General features: G+C 34.5%; 19 protein-coding genes. 8 read left to right on the forward strand and 11 right to left on the reverse strand.

The genetic code is table 11. From position 1 onward, the window contains the following. Positions 1–174: 174 nt before the first annotated feature. From CJF12_RS00865 to CJF12_RS20105, 3 genes are all read left to right on the forward strand, one after another. Entirely contained in the window at positions 175–1,755 is a 1,581-nt protein-coding gene (locus CJF12_RS00865) for a hypothetical protein (protein ID WP_034684321.1), read from the forward strand. Further along, positions 1,752–1,907: a hypothetical protein gene (locus CJF12_RS19800; protein ID WP_157759827.1), complete on the forward strand. Its 156-nt coding sequence runs from the start codon at positions 1,752–1,754 to the stop codon at positions 1,905–1,907. The genes CJF12_RS00865 and CJF12_RS19800 overlap by 4 nt, the downstream gene beginning before the upstream one ends. A gap of 72 nt (positions 1,908–1,979) precedes the next feature. Further along, positions 1,980–2,537: a helix-turn-helix domain-containing protein gene (locus CJF12_RS20105; RefSeq protein ID WP_084675637.1), complete on the forward strand. Its 558-nt coding sequence runs from the start codon at positions 1,980–1,982 to the stop codon at positions 2,535–2,537. Between the two features lie 265 nt (positions 2,538–2,802). Here the strand turns inward: CJF12_RS20105 and CJF12_RS00875 are convergent, their stop codons facing one another. Further along, entirely contained in the window at positions 2,803–3,477 is a 675-nt protein-coding gene (locus CJF12_RS00875) for a hypothetical protein (protein WP_034684324.1), read from the reverse strand. 29 nt (positions 3,478–3,506) lie between these two features. Then, positions 3,507–4,505, reverse strand: coding sequence for an LLM class flavin-dependent oxidoreductase (locus CJF12_RS00880; protein WP_034684326.1), 999 nt, complete (start codon positions 4,503–4,505; stop codon positions 3,507–3,509). A 64-nt stretch (positions 4,506–4,569) separates the two neighbouring features. Between CJF12_RS00880 and CJF12_RS00885 the strand changes: the two genes are divergently transcribed. Then, the gene (locus tag CJF12_RS00885; RefSeq protein WP_228379091.1) at positions 4,570–5,424 is read left to right on the forward strand and encodes an AraC family transcriptional regulator; all 855 of its coding nucleotides are present in this window, start codon (positions 4,570–4,572) and stop codon (positions 5,422–5,424) included. 56 nt (positions 5,425–5,480) lie between these two features. Here the strand turns inward: CJF12_RS00885 and CJF12_RS00890 are convergent, their stop codons facing one another. The 5 genes from CJF12_RS00890 to CJF12_RS00910 all read right to left on the reverse strand — a co-directional run bounded on the left by CJF12_RS00890 (position 5,481) and on the right by CJF12_RS00910 (position 8,600). Beyond that, the gene (locus CJF12_RS00890) at positions 5,481–6,275 is read right to left on the reverse strand and encodes a CPBP family intramembrane glutamic endopeptidase (RefSeq protein WP_034684330.1); all 795 of its coding nucleotides are present in this window, start codon (positions 6,273–6,275) and stop codon (positions 5,481–5,483) included. A gap of 35 nt (positions 6,276–6,310) precedes the next feature. Beyond that, positions 6,311–6,778 carry a cupin domain-containing protein gene (locus tag CJF12_RS00895; protein ID WP_051887272.1) on the reverse strand — a complete coding sequence of 156 codons (468 nt, stop codon included), beginning with the start codon at positions 6,776–6,778 and terminating at the stop codon, positions 6,311–6,313. A gap of 71 nt (positions 6,779–6,849) precedes the next feature. Then, positions 6,850–7,548, reverse strand: a complete 699-nt coding sequence (locus CJF12_RS00900) for a DUF1826 domain-containing protein (protein ID WP_034684333.1) — start codon at positions 7,546–7,548, stop codon at positions 6,850–6,852. Positions 7,549–7,648: 100 nt separating this feature from the next. Continuing rightward, positions 7,649–8,065: an acyl-CoA thioesterase gene (locus tag CJF12_RS00905; protein WP_034684335.1), complete on the reverse strand. Its 417-nt coding sequence runs from the start codon at positions 8,063–8,065 to the stop codon at positions 7,649–7,651. Positions 8,066–8,243: 178 nt separating this feature from the next. After that, a complete protein-coding gene (locus tag CJF12_RS00910) occupies positions 8,244–8,600 on the reverse strand; it encodes a response regulator (protein WP_034684337.1) in 357 nt (118 codons plus the stop codon). A 274-nt stretch (positions 8,601–8,874) separates the two neighbouring features. Between CJF12_RS00910 and CJF12_RS00915 the strand changes: the two genes are divergently transcribed. Next, complete coding sequence (locus CJF12_RS00915) at positions 8,875–10,005, forward strand: helix-turn-helix domain-containing protein (RefSeq protein ID WP_228423521.1); 1,131 nt, start codon at positions 8,875–8,877, stop codon at positions 10,003–10,005. A gap of 152 nt (positions 10,006–10,157) precedes the next feature. Then, a complete protein-coding gene (locus tag CJF12_RS00920; protein WP_034684340.1) occupies positions 10,158–11,213 on the forward strand; it encodes a serine hydrolase domain-containing protein in 1,056 nt (351 codons plus the stop codon). 129 nt (positions 11,214–11,342) lie between these two features. On the opposite strand, the gene CJF12_RS00925 is transcribed toward CJF12_RS00920, so the two are convergent. After that, positions 11,343–12,797: a sigma 54-interacting transcriptional regulator gene (locus CJF12_RS00925; RefSeq protein WP_034684341.1), complete on the reverse strand. Its 1,455-nt coding sequence runs from the start codon at positions 12,795–12,797 to the stop codon at positions 11,343–11,345. Between the two features lie 81 nt (positions 12,798–12,878). Continuing rightward, positions 12,879–14,021, reverse strand: a complete 1,143-nt coding sequence (locus CJF12_RS00930) for a vWA domain-containing protein (RefSeq protein ID WP_034684344.1) — start codon at positions 14,019–14,021, stop codon at positions 12,879–12,881. A 372-nt stretch (positions 14,022–14,393) separates the two neighbouring features. Here CJF12_RS00930 and CJF12_RS00935 point away from each other — a divergent pair, with 372 nt between their 5' ends. Further along, the gene (locus tag CJF12_RS00935; RefSeq protein ID WP_034684447.1) at positions 14,394–14,939 is read left to right on the forward strand and encodes a membrane lipoprotein lipid attachment site-containing protein; all 546 of its coding nucleotides are present in this window, start codon (positions 14,394–14,396) and stop codon (positions 14,937–14,939) included. Between the two features lie 135 nt (positions 14,940–15,074). Further along, positions 15,075–16,088 carry a glutaminase A gene (gene glsA / locus CJF12_RS00940; RefSeq protein WP_034684346.1) on the forward strand — a complete coding sequence of 338 codons (1,014 nt, stop codon included), beginning with the start codon at positions 15,075–15,077 and terminating at the stop codon, positions 16,086–16,088. A 923-nt stretch (positions 16,089–17,011) separates the two neighbouring features. Here the strand turns inward: glsA and CJF12_RS00945 are convergent. Next, a complete protein-coding gene (locus tag CJF12_RS00945; protein WP_034684349.1) occupies positions 17,012–17,542 on the reverse strand; it encodes a hypothetical protein in 531 nt (176 codons plus the stop codon). A gap of 33 nt (positions 17,543–17,575) precedes the next feature. Further along, positions 17,576–18,052 (reverse strand): hypothetical protein, encoded by a 477-nt coding sequence (locus tag CJF12_RS00950; protein ID WP_034684351.1) that lies wholly within the window; start codon positions 18,050–18,052, stop codon positions 17,576–17,578. Positions 18,053–18,144: the final 92 nt, after the last annotated feature.

The following is an 18,144-nucleotide window of genomic DNA, read 5'->3' on the forward strand; positions in this document are numbered from 1 at the left end:
ATCTTTATTAATATACTTTAAAGCCTTTTTTAAAAGGCTTTTTTTGTAATATAGCTTTCTTTTGTGTTGTTTTGTGATAATTAGTACAAATTTGTACCTTCATTTATTTATTGTGCCTCAAAAGAATTTTATGGCAAAATCGTTTTTTTATAATTTAAAAACATAAAAGACAAAATGATTACAGAAAACGTTATAAATTTATTTTCATTTATTGATTTTTTACACTCAAACACAGCCTATCTATTGAGTAAACAAGGTTTGATAGATGAAACAAATGGATTGCTTGAAAAACGAAGTTCTATAAGACCAAGCGAAAATTACAAATCTAAAATTGAATATGATAAGCTACAAATACAAATAGCAGAGCAGTTTGATATTGTTGATGCAGAAATAATATTTCCTTTAAAAGAAAAAATAAAAGAATTGAATATTGCAGATATTAGTACACCAATAATAAATTTGACAGCTCAACCTGATTTATTTGAACTTCAAAGAAATTTTAATGAAGATGATTTACACTCAATATTTGAAGCGAAACAGAAATATCTAAACTTTAGAAATGAAACGAACTTTGATTTTTATTTGCAATTCTTTTTCTTTGAATTAGACAGAACTTTAAATGAATTTTATGAGTTTTTTAAAGATGGAGATTTTAATGAATTTAGTAAACTTCAAACAAATGTTGTAACTGTTGAAAGTTTAGATAAGCAAGGAATAGAAAAAGCAGTAAGAAAATTAACAGGCAATTCAAATAACTTACACTTTGAAACTTTCCCTGAATTTTTAAATTACTTAAAAAAAGAAACTGAAACTTTTGAACTTGAAACCGAACCGTTTAGGATTTTGAATTTACAGCAGATTAAACTTGAAAACGCAACTATTCAAAGTGAAATTGATGAGGTTTTAGTTTTTTCTGAAAACGCAGTTAAGGAGTTGAAACAAAAATTAATATTATCATTCTCAAATGAAAATTATAAAACCCAATATAATGCTGGCTTGAATCCTCGATTATTAGAAATTGTTAAGATTTTTTCAGGTTATGAAATGCTTTACACTGATGCTAAAAATAGAAATAAGAAAATAATTGATATTGAGAATTATAACAAATTTTTAGAATCTGAAAAATATGAACAATCAAAAAGGGTTTTTATAAAAGCAAATAAGGAAGATGCTCAAAGACTTGGAATTAGAGAAGGAGAAAGTTATAGTATTTTTCCACAACCAAAAAATAAAGAAGAAGCAATTGAGAGATTTAAAAAACACCGTTCAAAAAGAGTTTTTGAATCAATGAAACAAATATTTATAAATAAATATAGTGATAAGCCATCTGCGAAGATAATCCAAGACGAATTAAACCGTATTTATACATTTATAGGTGAAGCGAATAAACAATCAACAGAAATCGCTTTTAATAATAAAGATAATTCAGAATATTTAGAATATTTGAGGTTAGCAAATAATTTCTATGAAAATCCCAAATTACCTTTTTATGATTATGAATATTATTTCAATGGTAACTCAGCATCTATTTACGCAAAATATTTTCTTTATAAAAAATGGTTAGAGGAAAAAAGAGAGATTTATTATTATGAAAAAGCGCCGAAGTTTATTGCAAAAGAGTATGCTTTAGCCTATATTTTTGACTTGTATGCAAATGGAAAGAAACTACCTGTTAATCGAATTGATGGAGGCTATAATCAAAAGGAAATTGAAGATATTGGAATTGCAAAAGGTTTAAAAGGAATACTTTTATGAAAGCAGTCAGAAATGTGAAAGAATTTGATATTCACAAAGAAACCGATTTACAAAAGATTTCAAAAGATTGGATAAATGCAGTTAGAACATTATCTGAAAATTGGACAACAACACAAAATTATCTTATCACTAAAAAACTAATAAAGGAATAGCTGGGAAAATCCTTAGAAATCCCTACTAAAATCCCTAAATACTTTTGAAGCATAATTAAAAAATTAAAGATTATGCACAATTTTGTATTAGGCCCTATTGATCCGAAAACACTTATAGATAGTATTGCGGAAAAAGTTACTATAAACCTTCTAAACGCAGTAAGGAACGAACAGCAACCCAGCCAACAACAGAAACAAATTCTAACTATTAAGCAAGCAAGCGAACTTTTGAATTTATCTGTACCAACATTATACAGAAAAATATCAAAAGGGGAACTTCTTGTTGCGAAGCGAAGTAAATGCTTGTATTTTTCCCGAACCGAGCTAATTGAGTATTTGAAGGCTGGTAATAATCCGAAGCATAAAGGACAAGGTAAAGATAAAGGTTTTGAAAACCAATTGAAAACCATATTTCAATATTTACAACATCATATTGCAACGGCTTCAATGATTGCAGAAGCAACAGGCGTTCCCCAAAAAAATATTTGTAGATATAAAAGAGAGTTAGAAAAAGCTGGAAGGCTGTGGGAAGTTGAAAAAAGGAAATGCAAAGCAACAGGCTTTAAAGCTTGGTATCTTACAACAAACTTTGATTATTCGCCAAAGTCTAATCAATTAAGTTTGTTCTAATGGTGGAAGCGAAACAAATCAACTTTGCTTATTTTTTTGGAAGTTGGAATAATAAGGAAAATAATTTCCATAATTTCTACTACACGCTTGTTTTTGTTACCTTGGAACTTTATAAAAAAGCGGATATTTATATCAACGTAAAAGAATATGCTATTCATTAAGCTAACCTATACTTGAGTACACCAGTATGTCTTTATTTTTCAGAATCATTTGCACGATTGCGGATAAATAACAATGTACTCAAGTATAGGGTATCCAAATGTATTTACAACAAACGCCGCAGAAATATACCTGTGTTGCTCGGTAAAGATCCAATATTATTGACCTGGGTCAAGTCGGCAGCAAGACCGAACTGCCATCCTTTTCTGCTTAAACCTAACCGTAGGTACTGGGTGGCAAAGTTATATCTTAGGTTATTTTTATAATTAAAATTATAGGATCCTATAAATTGAGCAAATAGTTTCAAAGAACCTTGTTTGTTCAATGGAGGAATATAAGTCATCAATAAAAAAAGTTCGCTATTGGGAGATCGGACAGGCTCAAAAGAGCCGAAAGCGGCAAAGGATAAATCACCAACATCACGAGTATAGGCGATGGCAATTTGAGGGATAAAACCTTCATTGGCTACATATCCACCACCACCCAGACTTACACCTTTGGCCACATCGTAAAAGAATAGTGACTGGCCGGTGAAATCACTATTTTCTCGCTTGGAATAGGGGGCCTCATATCTTAGATAACCAAAATAACCAAATTTGCTTGATGTACTCAGATACTTGGTCATGTACATCTGATGTGTAACAGCACGATGTCCTGCCAATACTTCGACTGGAATGTCACCTTGTTGGGCAACAACGGAATGAAAAAAGGAAAAAATCGGAAATAAGCTTATGATGGGATATAGTTTTTTTATTAAAAATTTAAATAGGAAGGATAACATTTTATATTATAATTAGTTAAGTTATTGATTTATGGCAGATGGGCCACGGCATCAATACTGATTTTAAAGGCCTTAAGTTTTTTAGCATGATCAAAAATATAATTGGTCATCATAATCTCATCGATTTGATGAAGTTCGACAAATGAAGAGATTTCTCGTGCAATTGTTTCCTGGTCACCTATAAATGTTCCTGCTGTCATTTGTTTTACAGCGGCCTCGATTTGTGGTTTTCCATCATAGATTAATTGATCAGTAGGTGGTGATAGCAGATAAGGTTCGTTGATGACTACACCTGCAAATAAATTAAATAAACTGGAGGAAAGGTAAAAAGCTTCCTGGTTACTTTCAGCAGCAATGACATTGACGCAGACGATCAGATAAGGAGTTTGGGCATATACAGAAGGTTTAAATGCTTTTTTGTATACTTGGGCTGCTTCTCTTAACATCCCTGGTGCAAAGTGAGCTGCGAAGACATAGGGTAGGCCTAGTTCAGCTGCTAGCATGGCTGAGTTAATACTTGCTCCTAATATATAAAAAGGAACATTGGCTCCTTCTCCGGGAAAGGCTCGAGGTGTTGCGGATGGATCCGTATTCCTGAAATACTTTTGTATGGAGATGATATCTTCTTTGAAATAGGCGGCGGTATTTGGATTATTCCGGCGAAGAGCCATGGTAGTAATCTGGTCTGCACCTGGTGCCCGGCCAACTCCCAAATCAATCCGGTTAGGATACAAAGTATCTAATGTGCCGAACTGTTCGGCGACCAGGAGTGGTGCATGATTGGGCAACATGATGCCGCCTGCACCTACACGGATACGATTGGTTTTACCGGCAATGTGTCCGATAAGCAATGAAGTTGCAGAGCTGGCGATATAGGCCATATTGTGATGTTCGGCAAACCAGACACGTTCGTAGCCTAATTCTTCAATATATAGAGCATCGGTAACAGATCTTTCAAAAGAATCTTTTATACTAAAACCTTGCAGGATAAGAGCCTCATCCAAAACTGATAGTTTAACGTTTTTCATTATGTGAATTTTTAATAAAGGTAAAATTATACCTATAATTAAAATAAAAAAAGGTACATTTGTGATGTATTTCGGTAGGTTTATTATGGTAAGAGAAAATATATATCAGTCGGTTGAGGTTTATTATAAAACATCAGAAGGATGTACAGATGATGAGACACAATTCAATTTTTTTGAAATTTTTTATGTGCTTTCGGGCAGCGGCGTACATGTTATAAACGGTAACAGAGTTCCTTATAGTAAAAAAGAACTGTTCCTTTTGACACCCAATGATCGGCATAGTTTTGAAGTAGAGGAATTCAGCGAGTTTCTAATCATTCGTTTCGGGCATAATTATGTATCTGAATTTCAATGGAAAAGTATTGATCATATGGAATGTGTACTTTTTCACTCTTCTCATTTATCCGAATCGATTTTGAGAAATACCGATGATAAAGAAGGGGTTGACTCACTGATGCAATATTTGTTACAAATCTTACAACAGGATAATATGTACAAAGAAGATTTAATCAGACATTTGGTCAATGCAATTATCGTAATAACAGCACGGAATTTATCGTATATCAGACCAAAAAATATGCTTGAGAATGTAGATGAAAAGATACTGGAGATTATTGACCATATTCAGGTTCACATTCACCAGCCTGAACAGTTGAAACTTGAAGTTATTGCTGGTAAGTTCAACTTGTCAAAAACATATGCCAGCGCTTATTTCCGTAAACAATCTGGTGAATCCATACAACAGTACATCTCTGCCTACCGGATCAGACTGATTGAGCATAGACTCCGCTTCAGTGATAAAAGAATTACAGAAATTGCTGAAGAGTTTGGTTTTACCGACGAAAGTCATATCAATAAATTTTTCAAACGTCACACAGGTGTCAGATTAAAATCTTATCGGACACTTAGCAAAGCATAAAAATAAACCATAATTATGTTGTTAGACTGGGGAGATGGAGAGCTGAAAGTAAGATATTACTTTAAAAAAGGATAAGTAAAAAATATAATATGAATTAGGTTTAATAAAAAGTGACTTAAAATATTCAGGAAAATATTTTTAGATTTTTGATAGATAAGCCCATACATCGCCCCTGCAATTACTGCATATAATACATATTCTATTCCTCCTTGCCAGTGAAGGGCTCCAAAAGCTAGAGCAGCAATAAAAACAGCAATGACTTCCCTGTGTTTTATGGGTAATAATGATAAATGCCTCTGAAAGAAACCTCTAAACAGTACTTCCTCTGCCATGGTCACTATGAGTAGGTTATTAAGTGCCCAAATAAAGAAATAACTGTAAAATTTAAAATCAAATTTCACGAAATTAAATAGTAAGGAAAGCCCCATCAGTAATAAGATGGCTGCTAGTATAAGATGCCAGGACTTTTTCAATGCTGATTTTAGGTGGGTATTCATTGGAACTACCAATAAAAGCAAAATAAGTCCTGTTAATGTTTTATCTATATTAAAATACATAGTAAAAGGAACTGCATCTTTTGAAACTTGTATTTTATCAAAAATAAGAACGTTATTAAATCCCGGTAGGATATGTTGAAAAAGGACAATGGAAATAATAAAAATAACAAAGGCTAAACTATGATATAAATAGCGGGCATATTTTTTATTGTTTTCAAGACTGCGATACAAATATACCAAAGCATAAAAGGCTGATATAATGAGTGCTCCGGTAATTGAAATAAGCTGAGTTAAAAGACTCGTTATTACAATAGAAACCAATATGCTTGTTTTGACAGCTTCTTTTCTTTCCATAATGATGAAGTAATTTATTCGGTTCTAAAAAATGCCTATGGATTATTAGTCGTAATCACAAACATGATCAAAGGTTCATCTCCTGTGTTTTCTATAGAGTGATAACCTATAGAGTTTATGGCTGTGATATCTCCTTTTTGAAGAATTTTTTTACGTTCAGGTCCCTGTGCTCCGGTTCTTTCACGATATTCTCCGGTTCCATGGATAACGACATACAATTCTTCTTCGTTTCGTTCATTATGGGTATGAAATCCGGATTCATCTCCTTTATTCAATAGAACCATATAAGCAGCCAGACGGTTATTGGCTAATTCTTTTTGATCAAACATATGTATCATATATACGGTTCCGCTTCCACCGTACATGTTTTCACGTCTATCTATTCGTGTAATGGTTCGTTCGTCCTTGCCAAATGGCATTACATACAGGTGAATATATTTTGAAACCTCTTGTATAACGTGATCAAATTCAGCGCCTTCAGGTAATATAACGGTGTCAGCCATGGGAGTTAAATATTAATGTATTGAAATTTATATAATTATAGTAATAGAAGCTATTATCTATCAAATATTTCTTAGCAAATCAAAAGCAGACGGTATTCACCATCCTTTTCAATCGGAGCCCTATGCACACAAGGTAAGACTTGCTGTGTCGGATGATCTACCGCCAGACGCCAAAGATGTCCTAATCCTAAATTGACAGGTTTTGCATCGGGCTTAGGGTGATAATGAAGATCGAAAAAATACTCTTTCAGGAAGTCCTCAAACTCAGACTCGGGACCGTTATGTAATTCTTTCAGTTTTTCCCGGATTTCCGGAATCAGAATTTTTTGTTCCACCTGATTATTGGGTATAATATCACTGGCAGCCCCGTAATAGGTGCATAAAAAAGTATCCGTTCCAATGGGTGAGCGATCGACATGGTAGGAATATACATCTGTTGAAATGAAATCGAGCTCATCATCGCGATTATACCTTTTAAGTAAATTGAGTGAAGGTAATGCTCCGAAATCTGTCAGTAATTGTAAGTCACCTAAGATCGTTTCCCTTGCCATATTACCTTTTTCTGATACTTGCAGAGCTAATAGGTCTTCAATGGAAATTTCCGTAATATTCTCTTTCAGTTGAAGTTGATCTACAATTTCTTTAAAATCACCGGCTAACTTTCTATGCCAGCACAATGCATTTATACCACCTTGAAAATGGAAATTGACAAGTTCAGAAAAAGTAGAAACCACTTCAATTTGATGGTTGTCACAAAATATATCGCTCATATTTTAGAATAAACAATTGAGTTGTTTAATTCATTGCAAAAATAAGGAATAGGGGAGAAGATCCTGCTAAAATTATATTGGTTTTATCATGTTACCGAAGTTAGTCTTCTAAAACCGGTGCATTTTCAGTAAGTGCTTTTATGGAGTCGGGAAGGAATGGTCTGCCGCCGGTAGACGGAACGCAGGTTCCTGTAAAAGTAGCTTTCGTAGTGACTTTACCGTTCAGAATAATGGCTTGCTTAAAGTGCAGTTTGGGAGCGTCATTCTTATCGCGGAACAGTTCACAGGTTACCGTGAAGGTGTCTCCTTTTTTCAAAGATCTCAAAAAGCTGATTGTATATTCGGATAAAACCATATTGACGCCATTTTTGGCTTCGTTTTCAAGATTGAAACCTAGAACCTCATCGATATATTGGTGTCTGCAATATTCCATGTAAAAGGGATAATACAAGCCATCCATAATTCCCTGTACATCAATATGCTCCTCTTTAGCTACATATTCTTTTGAGTATTTCATAATATTAATTCTGTATTGAGTTTGAGTAGATAAAGCTAATTATTAATTGTATTAAATCAAAATCAAATCAATCTCTTCTAGGATTATATATGATAAAATCCAACATCTATGTGATATTGGACTTTATATTTTAATTGTAAATTAATATGTTATTTGTAGACAAACTGTCAATCATTAATCAGGAGTTTTTTTTAACTACATTAATCATATGATCGATATCAAACGGTTTTTCGATATAGTCATCTGCCATGCATTCTTTTGCTTTCTCCGGTAAATCATGTGACGTGGAAGTAAGTACAGCAGAAACGTCTTCTGTCTGAGGATCAGTCTTTAATTCTTCAATAACTTTTGCCCCTTTCTTGTCTCCCTTGATGTTATCATCGACAATAACAACATCGGGGTCAATCTCGTCGATTTTTTCAATTGGTTCGGTTGTTAAAGACGCAGTGACATCAAATCCTTCATCTTCTAGTACTTCATCCATTATATCCAGGATCTCTTCATTATCCTGGATAAGGACAACCTTTTTTTTCATATGTTTTTTAATAAGTTATATAAATATAAGAAAACTTTATGAAGTATGGTATATATTTTTAATACTTATAATTGTTATTTAAATAATTGGTAATCAGTGTTTTGTTGTGTATTTTTTTATTGGATTATTTTTATCAGACGAGTGATCTAGCGCCAATTTTTCTTAATAAAAAATCTAAATAATTTTAATCTAATCTCTATATATTTGTACGGGGCAGCCCTCAAAAACTAATTCCTGAAAAAATAATAAACTAAAAGAATAAAGAATGGATAAAATGAATGTCTTAATTATTGTGACAGCAATCTCCTTATTCATTTCATTGTTTCTTGCATTTTTCCTGCTTACGGTTAAAACAAAACATAAGACCAGTAACGTTCTTTTTGCTGTTTTTCTTATCATCACTGCAATGGATATAAGTGATCCATTATTGAGCCTGATAATTAACCGGCCCTCGAATCTGGGAATGCTGAAAAATACTTTGGCCTTTCTGCAAATTCCTGTTTTTTATCTCTATGTATTGTCGGTTTGCTATTCTGACTTTAAGTTTAAACCAAAATATATCATACATCTGCTTCCGTTTTTAATAGCGAATATAATTTTGATACCTCGCTTTTACACAGTGGATATTGCTTCTAAAATTGACTTTATTATGAATCGTCAAACCAGAATAGAGCTGCAGTTCAATCACGTTCTTTTTCATATGCAGGTGCTTATCTATTTTGTTGCCATTTTTATGCTGTTGAGGAAATCAAAGAAATTGTATCTTGAAAACAACGCAGGAACAAGTATTCATTCTTATCATTGGTTATTTCAATTTACCGTAGTACTGACTGTTTTATATCTGATTGCCATTCTCAAAAATATATTCAAGTTTTCGGACTATCCATATATCTCGGAATGGATAAAAATTGGAATCCTGGTACTTCAGCTGTTTATTGTTTGCTGGTATTTATTTAAAGCGCTAAATAATCCAGATTTATTCAGAAATATCGATTCAAAATTAAAACTCGTTTCGGATATTATTTTAGAAGAAAAGGAGAACGAACCTGAAGTGGTCAATGAAAAAGAATATAATGAAGAACTATTGAAGTTAAAGAATTACATGATAAGTGAAAAGCCCTTTCTTAATCCTTCTTTAACGATCCAGGATATTTCTAAGGATATTGAGATCCCGGTTCGGGATTTATCACTTTTAATCAATCATCAGCTAGGGCAGCATTTTTTTGATTTTATCAATACATACCGTATCGAAAGTGCGATGGCTATTTTAAAGGATACTGAAAAAAACAAAGTAACTGTTCTTGAAATTCTATATGAGGTTGGTTTTAATTCTAAATCTTCCTTTAATACTGCATTTAAAAAACATACCGGGATTACTCCGACAGAATATCGTAAAGCGTTGTAATGTAGTGTTTTGTGAAAAGTCGTATGTTTGTAATCTGTACATCGTACGCTATATTTTGCTGAAATGCGTTCGACTTTTTTTATTCGGTCGCGGGAGGACTATTTCTTTTACACATTTGTATCAACATCATCTACTAACGTAAATACGATACAATGAAAAACGCATTAAAAATTTTAACGGTACTATTAATAAGCAATTGTGCCTTTGGACAGGAAATTTCCAGCAGAATGGATTCCATTATTAAAACTAAACATGAAAAAAATCCGGACGTCGGAATCAGTGTTGGTTACATCCACAATAATGAAGAGTATTATACAGCCTATGGGAAGCTGAGCAAAGAAAGCTCAATCAATATTGACAAAAATTCCATATTTGAAATTGCTTCTATTACTAAAATCCTGACTTCAAATTTAATAGCACAGGCAGTGATTGAGCATAAAATAAATACAGATGATTATATAGATAATTATCTTCCTAAAGGATATGTATTACAAAACAGTCTTAAAAAGAAAATAAAAATATCAGATTTAGCTTCTCACCAATCCGGATTACCTGATATAGATTTTGGAAAATTGATAGAGCTGAATCCACAGCAACCGGTAAGCAATGTAACTGAAAAAACATTGACTGCCATTGTCAATAATTGTACTGAATTAATCGACTACGGAAAATACCGGTATTCAAGTATCGGTTATACTTTACTGGGACAAATTTTAGAAAAAATATATGGGAAGAGTTATAATAAAATTCTTCACGAAAAAATTCTGTCTCCATCGAAAATGACGAACACATTGACAAAAGATTTTAATGTGAAAAACATAACAACAGGTTACAATCCTAATGGTGGTATTCAGGAATTTTTTGAATGGAATATAACAGCATCTGCAGGGCTGGTGAAGTCCAATGCTTCTGATATGATTACCTATTTGAAATCGGTTTTGGCCAAAGACAATGCCATATCCCAGGCTGCTGTAGTCACTGAAAAAATCTACTACAAAGACAACAACAGGGAGATGGGTCTTGGAATCAATATCCTGACAGATGATCAAAATACAATTTATGTAAAATCAGGTGACTCTATGGGAGAATCTTCAATTATATGTTACAATAGAGTTAAGAACTGGGGAGTTATTATTCTTTTGAATCAGAGGAACTCTAAAATGAGACAGGATTTATTAAATGAAATCTATGATACTTTATTAAAATAGATCTTTCCAGAATATGCTCTGGTAATTATAAATCCCCCTTATTACAGGAGGATTTATTTTGTATTCAGTTTCGTTAAAAGAAATCTATATGACTCTAAAAACGGAAAAATGATCCGTTTGAACTAAGTCTTAATTACGGAAGAATTGACCGATATCTGCGGAATCAAACGTAAAAGCTGCTTGATTTTCAGATTTATCTATTTTTTTGTTAATCGTCAATGCCCATAGAACCAATTCTTTACAGAAATTTTGATCCTCTGCACTTAATCCGGAAGTATTTTCTTCAACTACAGCTACTAAAGGAGGAATGCTGTTGAGCTTTCCATAATATTCCTTATCAGTATCCATATAATTGAGCTCCAGATGGTTTTTATTAAACCATTTGATTAAGTCGGTATACGGTGTTTTGATGCCTTCTTTTTCCAACTTAGAAATACGAGGAAACAGGCTTTCAAATTGAACCATAACGGCTTTATCAATTAATATCTTTGCAACATAATCTGCACCTTCCTGTTCACCTTCATACACAAGTTCGATTTTTCCTGTAATAGACGGAATAATTGACATGAAGTCAAGTAATCGAACTGTCATTTTTTTAGCATCTGATTCGATCAAACGTAATTTTGCGGCGGCAACCAGATTTTCCATCGCACTGATGGTAAGACGGGCACTGACACCGCTTTTTGCATCCACATATTCACTATCGCGTGCTGCAAAAGCGACTTCCTCTAAAAGATCTTTTGCCAGCCCCGGAATTTGTATTCTTGATTGATCTTCAGCTGAAACTCTGGCTTCCTGCTCTGTAATCTGGCGGGCAAGGGCAATCGTTTGAGGATAGTGCGTGAAAATCTGTGATCCGATTCTATCCTTTAAAGGAGTTACGATACTTCCGCGATTGGTATAATCTTCCGGATTGGCTGTGAATACAAACTGGATATCAAGCGGCATTCGCAGCTGAAAACCACGAATCTGAATATCACCTTCCTGTAGAATATTAAACAGAGATACTTGAATCCTGGCTTGTAAATCGGGCAATTCGTTTAAGACAAATATAGAACGGTTAGCACGGGGAATCATTCCGTAATGCAAAACACGTTCATCGGAATAAGGCAGCTTTAAAGTGGCTGCTTTGATCGGATCTATATCCCCAATCAAATCGGCAACATTCACATCCGGTGTTGCCAGCTTTTCAAAGAATCGGTTGGAGCGGTGTACCCATGCAATTGGAGTATCATCGCCATGTTCAGCAATAAGATCTCTGGCAAATTTTGAGATAGGATGAAATGGGCTGTCATTGATTTCTGATCCCTTTACAATAGGCATATATTCGTCAAGAAGATCAACCATGCTTCTCGCAATCCTAGTTTTTGCCTGTCCGCGTAAGCCCAGAAGATTGATATGGTGACCGGCAAGAATTGCCTTTTTCAATTGGGGAATTACCGTATCTTCATAACCTAATAGTCCTTCAAATACGGGTTCTTTAGCTTTAATTCGTGCAATTAAATTGGCCTGGATTTCTTCATTAATCGTTTTATCAGTGTATCCGGATTTTTTTAACTCTTTGAATGTAATATCGTTTTTCATTTTTCTTTTAAGTAATAATAATTATTGAATAAGACCGTAATCTTAACACTTTAACTGTAATTTTGGCATCTGGCATCTAACTTATATTCTCTTTATCCTGTTTTTTTCATAATCTTCAAAAATCATTTGTCCCAATCCAGACAACCCTGTCAGAAAGGCTTTCCCTTTATTTTGTGCGGTAAATGCTTCTACAAACTGGCGTAGGTAAGGATCCTGGGCAATCATAAATGTGGTAATGGGAATTTTCAACTTTCTGGCTTGTGCTGCCCTGTTGAGGCACTGGGAAACAATCATTTCATCCAGACCGTTACTGTTCATGTAAAATTCTCCGGTAGGTAACTGGATACAGCTTGGTTTTCCATCGGTAATCATAAAGATCTGTTTGTTGGTATTCCTTTTTCTGCGCAGAATATCCATAGCCAGTTCCAGACCTGCAACAGTGTTGGTGTGATAAGGGCCTACCTTCAGGTAGGGAAGGTCTTTTACTTTTATTGGCCACGCTTCATTTCCAAAAACGATAATGTCGATCGAATCTTTGGGGTATTTTCTGTTAATGAGTTCCACTAACGCCATGGCTACTTTTTTAGCAGGCGTAATCCGGTCTTCCCCATATAAAATCATGGAATGGCTAATGTCGATCATAAGGACAGTACTCATTTGAGCTTTATGCTTGGTTTCCTCTACAATGAGATCATCTTCCGTGAGACGTAAATCTGCAATTCCATTATTGATCTGTGCATTTTTTAAGCTTTCGGTCATGTTTACCAGAGATAAGTCATCTCCATATTGATAGGAACGATTTTCACCATCCCGCTCATCACCGACTCCTGTTTTTGTTGTACGATGGTTTCCTACACCACTTTTTTTCAGCTTTCCAAAAATCTGATCTAGGGCATACTCCCGTAAAGCGGCTTCCAATTTAGCGGTCAGTATATTTTTGCCTTTTCCGGATCCGGTATTGCCTTCTTCGGTATCATCCTCCTTCTTAATATATCCCCGTTTTCTTAAATCTTCTTCAAAATCCTCAAGGGTGTATTCATCAGTGAAAATGTCATACTCTTTATCCAGCATATCGAGCCAGTGAAAAGCTTCTTCGATATCACCGGAGGTATGGGTGAGCAGGTCTTTAAAAATGTCGAAAACCCGATCGAAATTGGATACTTCTTCCGGAATATGTTTACTGAATATAAAGCCTTTTTGAAAATTTAAATATGTATTTGTCATAAGACGCTACTGTTTTTCTATTACTTGCTTTCGTATTTTGTGTACTTTATTGAATGGCTAAGTAGTTTTTTTGTATTGAATTCTAGTGAAATTGTTCTCGCAATATTCTGTATTTTTTACTGTGTTTAAAACAAACAAGTTACGAAATATCATAAAAGGAGTATGCAATGCAAAATAGAAAATACTAATGATTGTGATATGAAATGAGCATATAGTGTTCATTGAAATTCTAATTGGTTATTATTGTTTTTCGTGACTTCTGAAACTGCGATATAATCAGGCTTTGTAAGCGTAAGTGAAAATTAATTACATTATTTTTTCTTTTGCAAAATTCTGAACATTATCTTTGCAGCTATTAAAGAAAAATTGATGATGAAAAAAATAATATTTCTCGCTTCCGCTGTTTTAGTACTCAATTCTTGTGTGGTATCTACTGCTGCAAAGGTAGTAAAGGGTGCTGTAAACGTAAGTTACAAGGCGGTAAAAGGAACCGTGAATGGAATTAGCTGGGCAGTAAGCAAAGCCAAGGGAAAAATTGATGAAGATCGTTTAGATGGGACCTGGAGAGTGGTGGGTGCTTACCGTGGCTCTTTTGAAGATTTTACAAAAGATCAGAACCCTGAAAGCTCTTTTACTTCAGACTGTACAGATGGTTTCGATCAGATTGTTTTCAAAGCTAAAAAATCCAAGTTCAAACCGGCACATTGCAGCTCTGGTAAGGAGGATTGGGTGAAATATTCACTGGAGTTCGGAAGAAACCCTGTAACCCAGGAGAAAGAAAATTATATTAAGTATAACTCCAATAATTATATTTCCGTTATCGATGTTAATAATAAAACAATGGTTCTGGAAGGAAATGTAATTCCTAAACTGGCTTTTTCAGGGACTAAACTTTTTCTTTTAGAAAAGGTAAAATAGAACTTGAAAAAATGGGGAATAATATCCCTGTTTTATATCTTTTCCTTATTCCAAATATTGATTAATAGATTTTATTCCACCGGCACTAGTGATGATATAGAGCTTATCTCACTGTGGTGTCTGAAAACATTGTACATGAAAAAAAATAGCTTGTTACTTTCTGCAAAAGGATTTTTTATTGCAGCTTGTCTTTCCTTCAATATGCTGGCATACGCTCAGAAAACAGCAGATATTTCAACAATTTCAGAAAAAACTTTAAATAGCATTCTGGAGAAAAACAGAACTTATTACACACAGGGGAAAGTAGCTGATTATATTCCTGAACTTGGAAAAATGGATGCCAATGCCGTTGCTTTTTCAGTAGTAGAGAACAATGGAAAAATAGTCAATGTAGGAGATGTACACAAGAAATTTACGATGCAGAGTATTTCCAAGATTATCGCATTAATGATTGCCGTAACCGAAAAAGGAGAAGCCAACGTGTTTGATAAAATGGGGTATTTTGGTACCGATCGGCCTTTTAACCATTTTTCAAATCTTGAAACTACAGGAAAACCCCTTAATCCGATGATGAATGCCGGGGCGATTCTAACGACTTCTTTAATTTCCGGAGAAGGGGAGAAGCCGTTTCTTAAAATTTTGGAGATGGTCCGGTATATCACCAAAGACCCGACTATCGATTATAGTAAATCTGTTTATGAATCCGAAAAATCCACAGGACATCGTAACCGTGGAATGTTCTATCTGATGAAGAATAACGGATTGATTTCTGGAAATGAAGACCAGCTGGATAATTATTTCAAACAATGTTCTATTGAGCTGACGACTGAAGATCTGGCTAAAATAGGATACTTCTTTGCAAACCAATGCGTCCGCTTTGACGGGGATGCTACCTATAAAAATCCGGATATTGCCAAACTGGTAGAATCACAGATGTTGATTGCCGGAATGTACGAATTCAGTGGAGAATATGCCAGAACTGTGGGATTGCCGAGCAAGTCCGGAGTGGGTGGTGGAATTACAGTAAGTGTTCCCGGAAAGATGGGGATTGGTGTTTTCAGTCCGGCATTGGACAAACACGGAAATTCATTGGTGGGTTATCGCATGATTTTAGACCTGGTAAAGCAATATAATTTAAGTGTGTTTTAGAAAGCACATTAACTTGTTTTTATTTTAAAACATAAAGAAATCAATCAATCAATATAATTAGCCACAAAATTTGTGGCTTTTTTGTTACCTATTCGATCAGTGAGGGTTAAAATAACCAGAATAGAGTTAAACGCAATGACGCAAAATCTCTAAAAGGAATGTGTTTTAAGGCGCAAAGGCGTTTCACTTAGCAAAGAGAAAAATACTTCTACTATCCATGGGATTTCTAATCTTCGATTTGAGAATGTAGCTAGAACAGCGGAGTGAAGGAATCTAAACTTAGCAGGAAAATAAAAATCTGCTAAATGAGTTTGATTGGCGAGTATAAAAAACAAGTAAAGTCTTTAATGCTGAATAGCTTTGGCTAGATTCCTCCACTTCGTTTTCGCTTCGTTACTGAAATCGAAGATTAGACGTAGTCAATGACAAATAAATTAACCACAAAAGTCACAAAAGTTTTTAAACACTTTAGTTATTTAAGTTCAATTCATAATGTATAACAAGTACACATAAGCTTTTTAAAAATCAAAGATTTTTATAAGATTTGCGAAATTCGCTTAATCTGCGAGAGCTAAATAATCATAAAAATATCTGTGTAAATCTGAGGAATATGTGGGAAAAATTAAAAGACAAAAATTTTTAAAACAGAAGATTTAAACCTTGTTCCACTCATTCAGAAACTTCTCGATACGATTTCTTCAAAATCTACTCGAAGTGACGATCTTATTAAAATTAAACGAAGAACATCTTCCACCGTGAGTTCGAGTGAAATTATTTGAAATGCAATGGAAAATAATTTTGTATCGAGAACCAGTTCTAATGAATGGTAAAAAAAATTGTGTTAAAAATAGAATTAATAAAATAAGCCAACGTCCTGTAGCAGAACGCCGGCTTACATAAAAGTTAATACATTGAAGTTGGCTTTATCCCAACCATTTATAGATAGGACCTCCTATACTTCTGGCCCAGTAAGTAAGTGAATCTCTTGTTCGGGTACCACCCATGATGGCATTTTGCAAAGCCAATTCCAATTCCTCATCAGTTACTTCATCTCTGTTTTGGGCAATAGTGGTAATGTTTTTTCTAATAATGGCATCGATATCTGAGTGTCCCTCTCTTTTAAGCTTAGAAAATAATAGCCCTATAAGGGTGAGGTTAGCGCGAGTATCATCTTGTCTTTGGTTTCTTAAGTCATTGATTTGCCGAAAAGTATCGAGGTATTGGTCAATATTTCCATCTGCATTGTCCTGTATACCGTGTATTCCACCTCCCAACAAAAAATCGGCACTACGATCTGCGGGAAGGATATAGCGTTTATAACGTTGGTATAAATCGTAAATGGATGGAAGACCTATAGTGGCAATAGCGGTACCTCCAATAGCAGCCAGCCAACCCAACAAAGTATTGGGCATATAGGCTGCAGCTGTTTCTAAAAGTTGTTTGTAATTAGGCATATGATTATAATTTTAATGATTTTCCTTTTAGGATTAATTTAAACGATCCCGGAACCGGGCGGCTCCTTCTTGTAGAATGGCACGTGCGGTTGGATTGACATGAGCTCCAAACTGGATCATGAATTCATCCCAGACGTATTCTCCACGGCCTCTTTCCCCTCGCCAGTATTGATATTCCATGACACCAAGTCTTCTGTTGTTTTCGAAAGTCCTGGGTGCCCTCATCAGCTCCTGAGCTCGTGGGGAATTAAACAGACTGCCAATTCCTTGTTCTCCAATATTTCCAAAAGTCAAATGAATCAGCCTTATAGCTATAAAAACACCAAATCCGACCTGATCGGAGGTGAAATCTCTGGCACCCAGCATGGCACCTAGTCTTCTCTCGCGATTTACCTGCTCAGGATTTGCCAGAGCCTGGTATTGTTGATAGTAATTATTTCCTAACCAGCCAACGGTGCCTAATGCTCCTGCTGTCCGGGTGGTTCTTAAAAGTAGTACATAGTATCTCATATTTTTATATAATTATAATTAAGTTGGTTGTCCTGAATTTCAGGAGTTGCATGATTATTTTTTTATTCAACGAGTTTGATAAAATCCTGAGC

Origin of the sequence: Chryseobacterium piperi (assembly GCF_002285635.2) — a bacterium.
Lineage (GTDB): Bacteria > Bacteroidota > Bacteroidia > Flavobacteriales > Weeksellaceae > Chryseobacterium > Chryseobacterium piperi.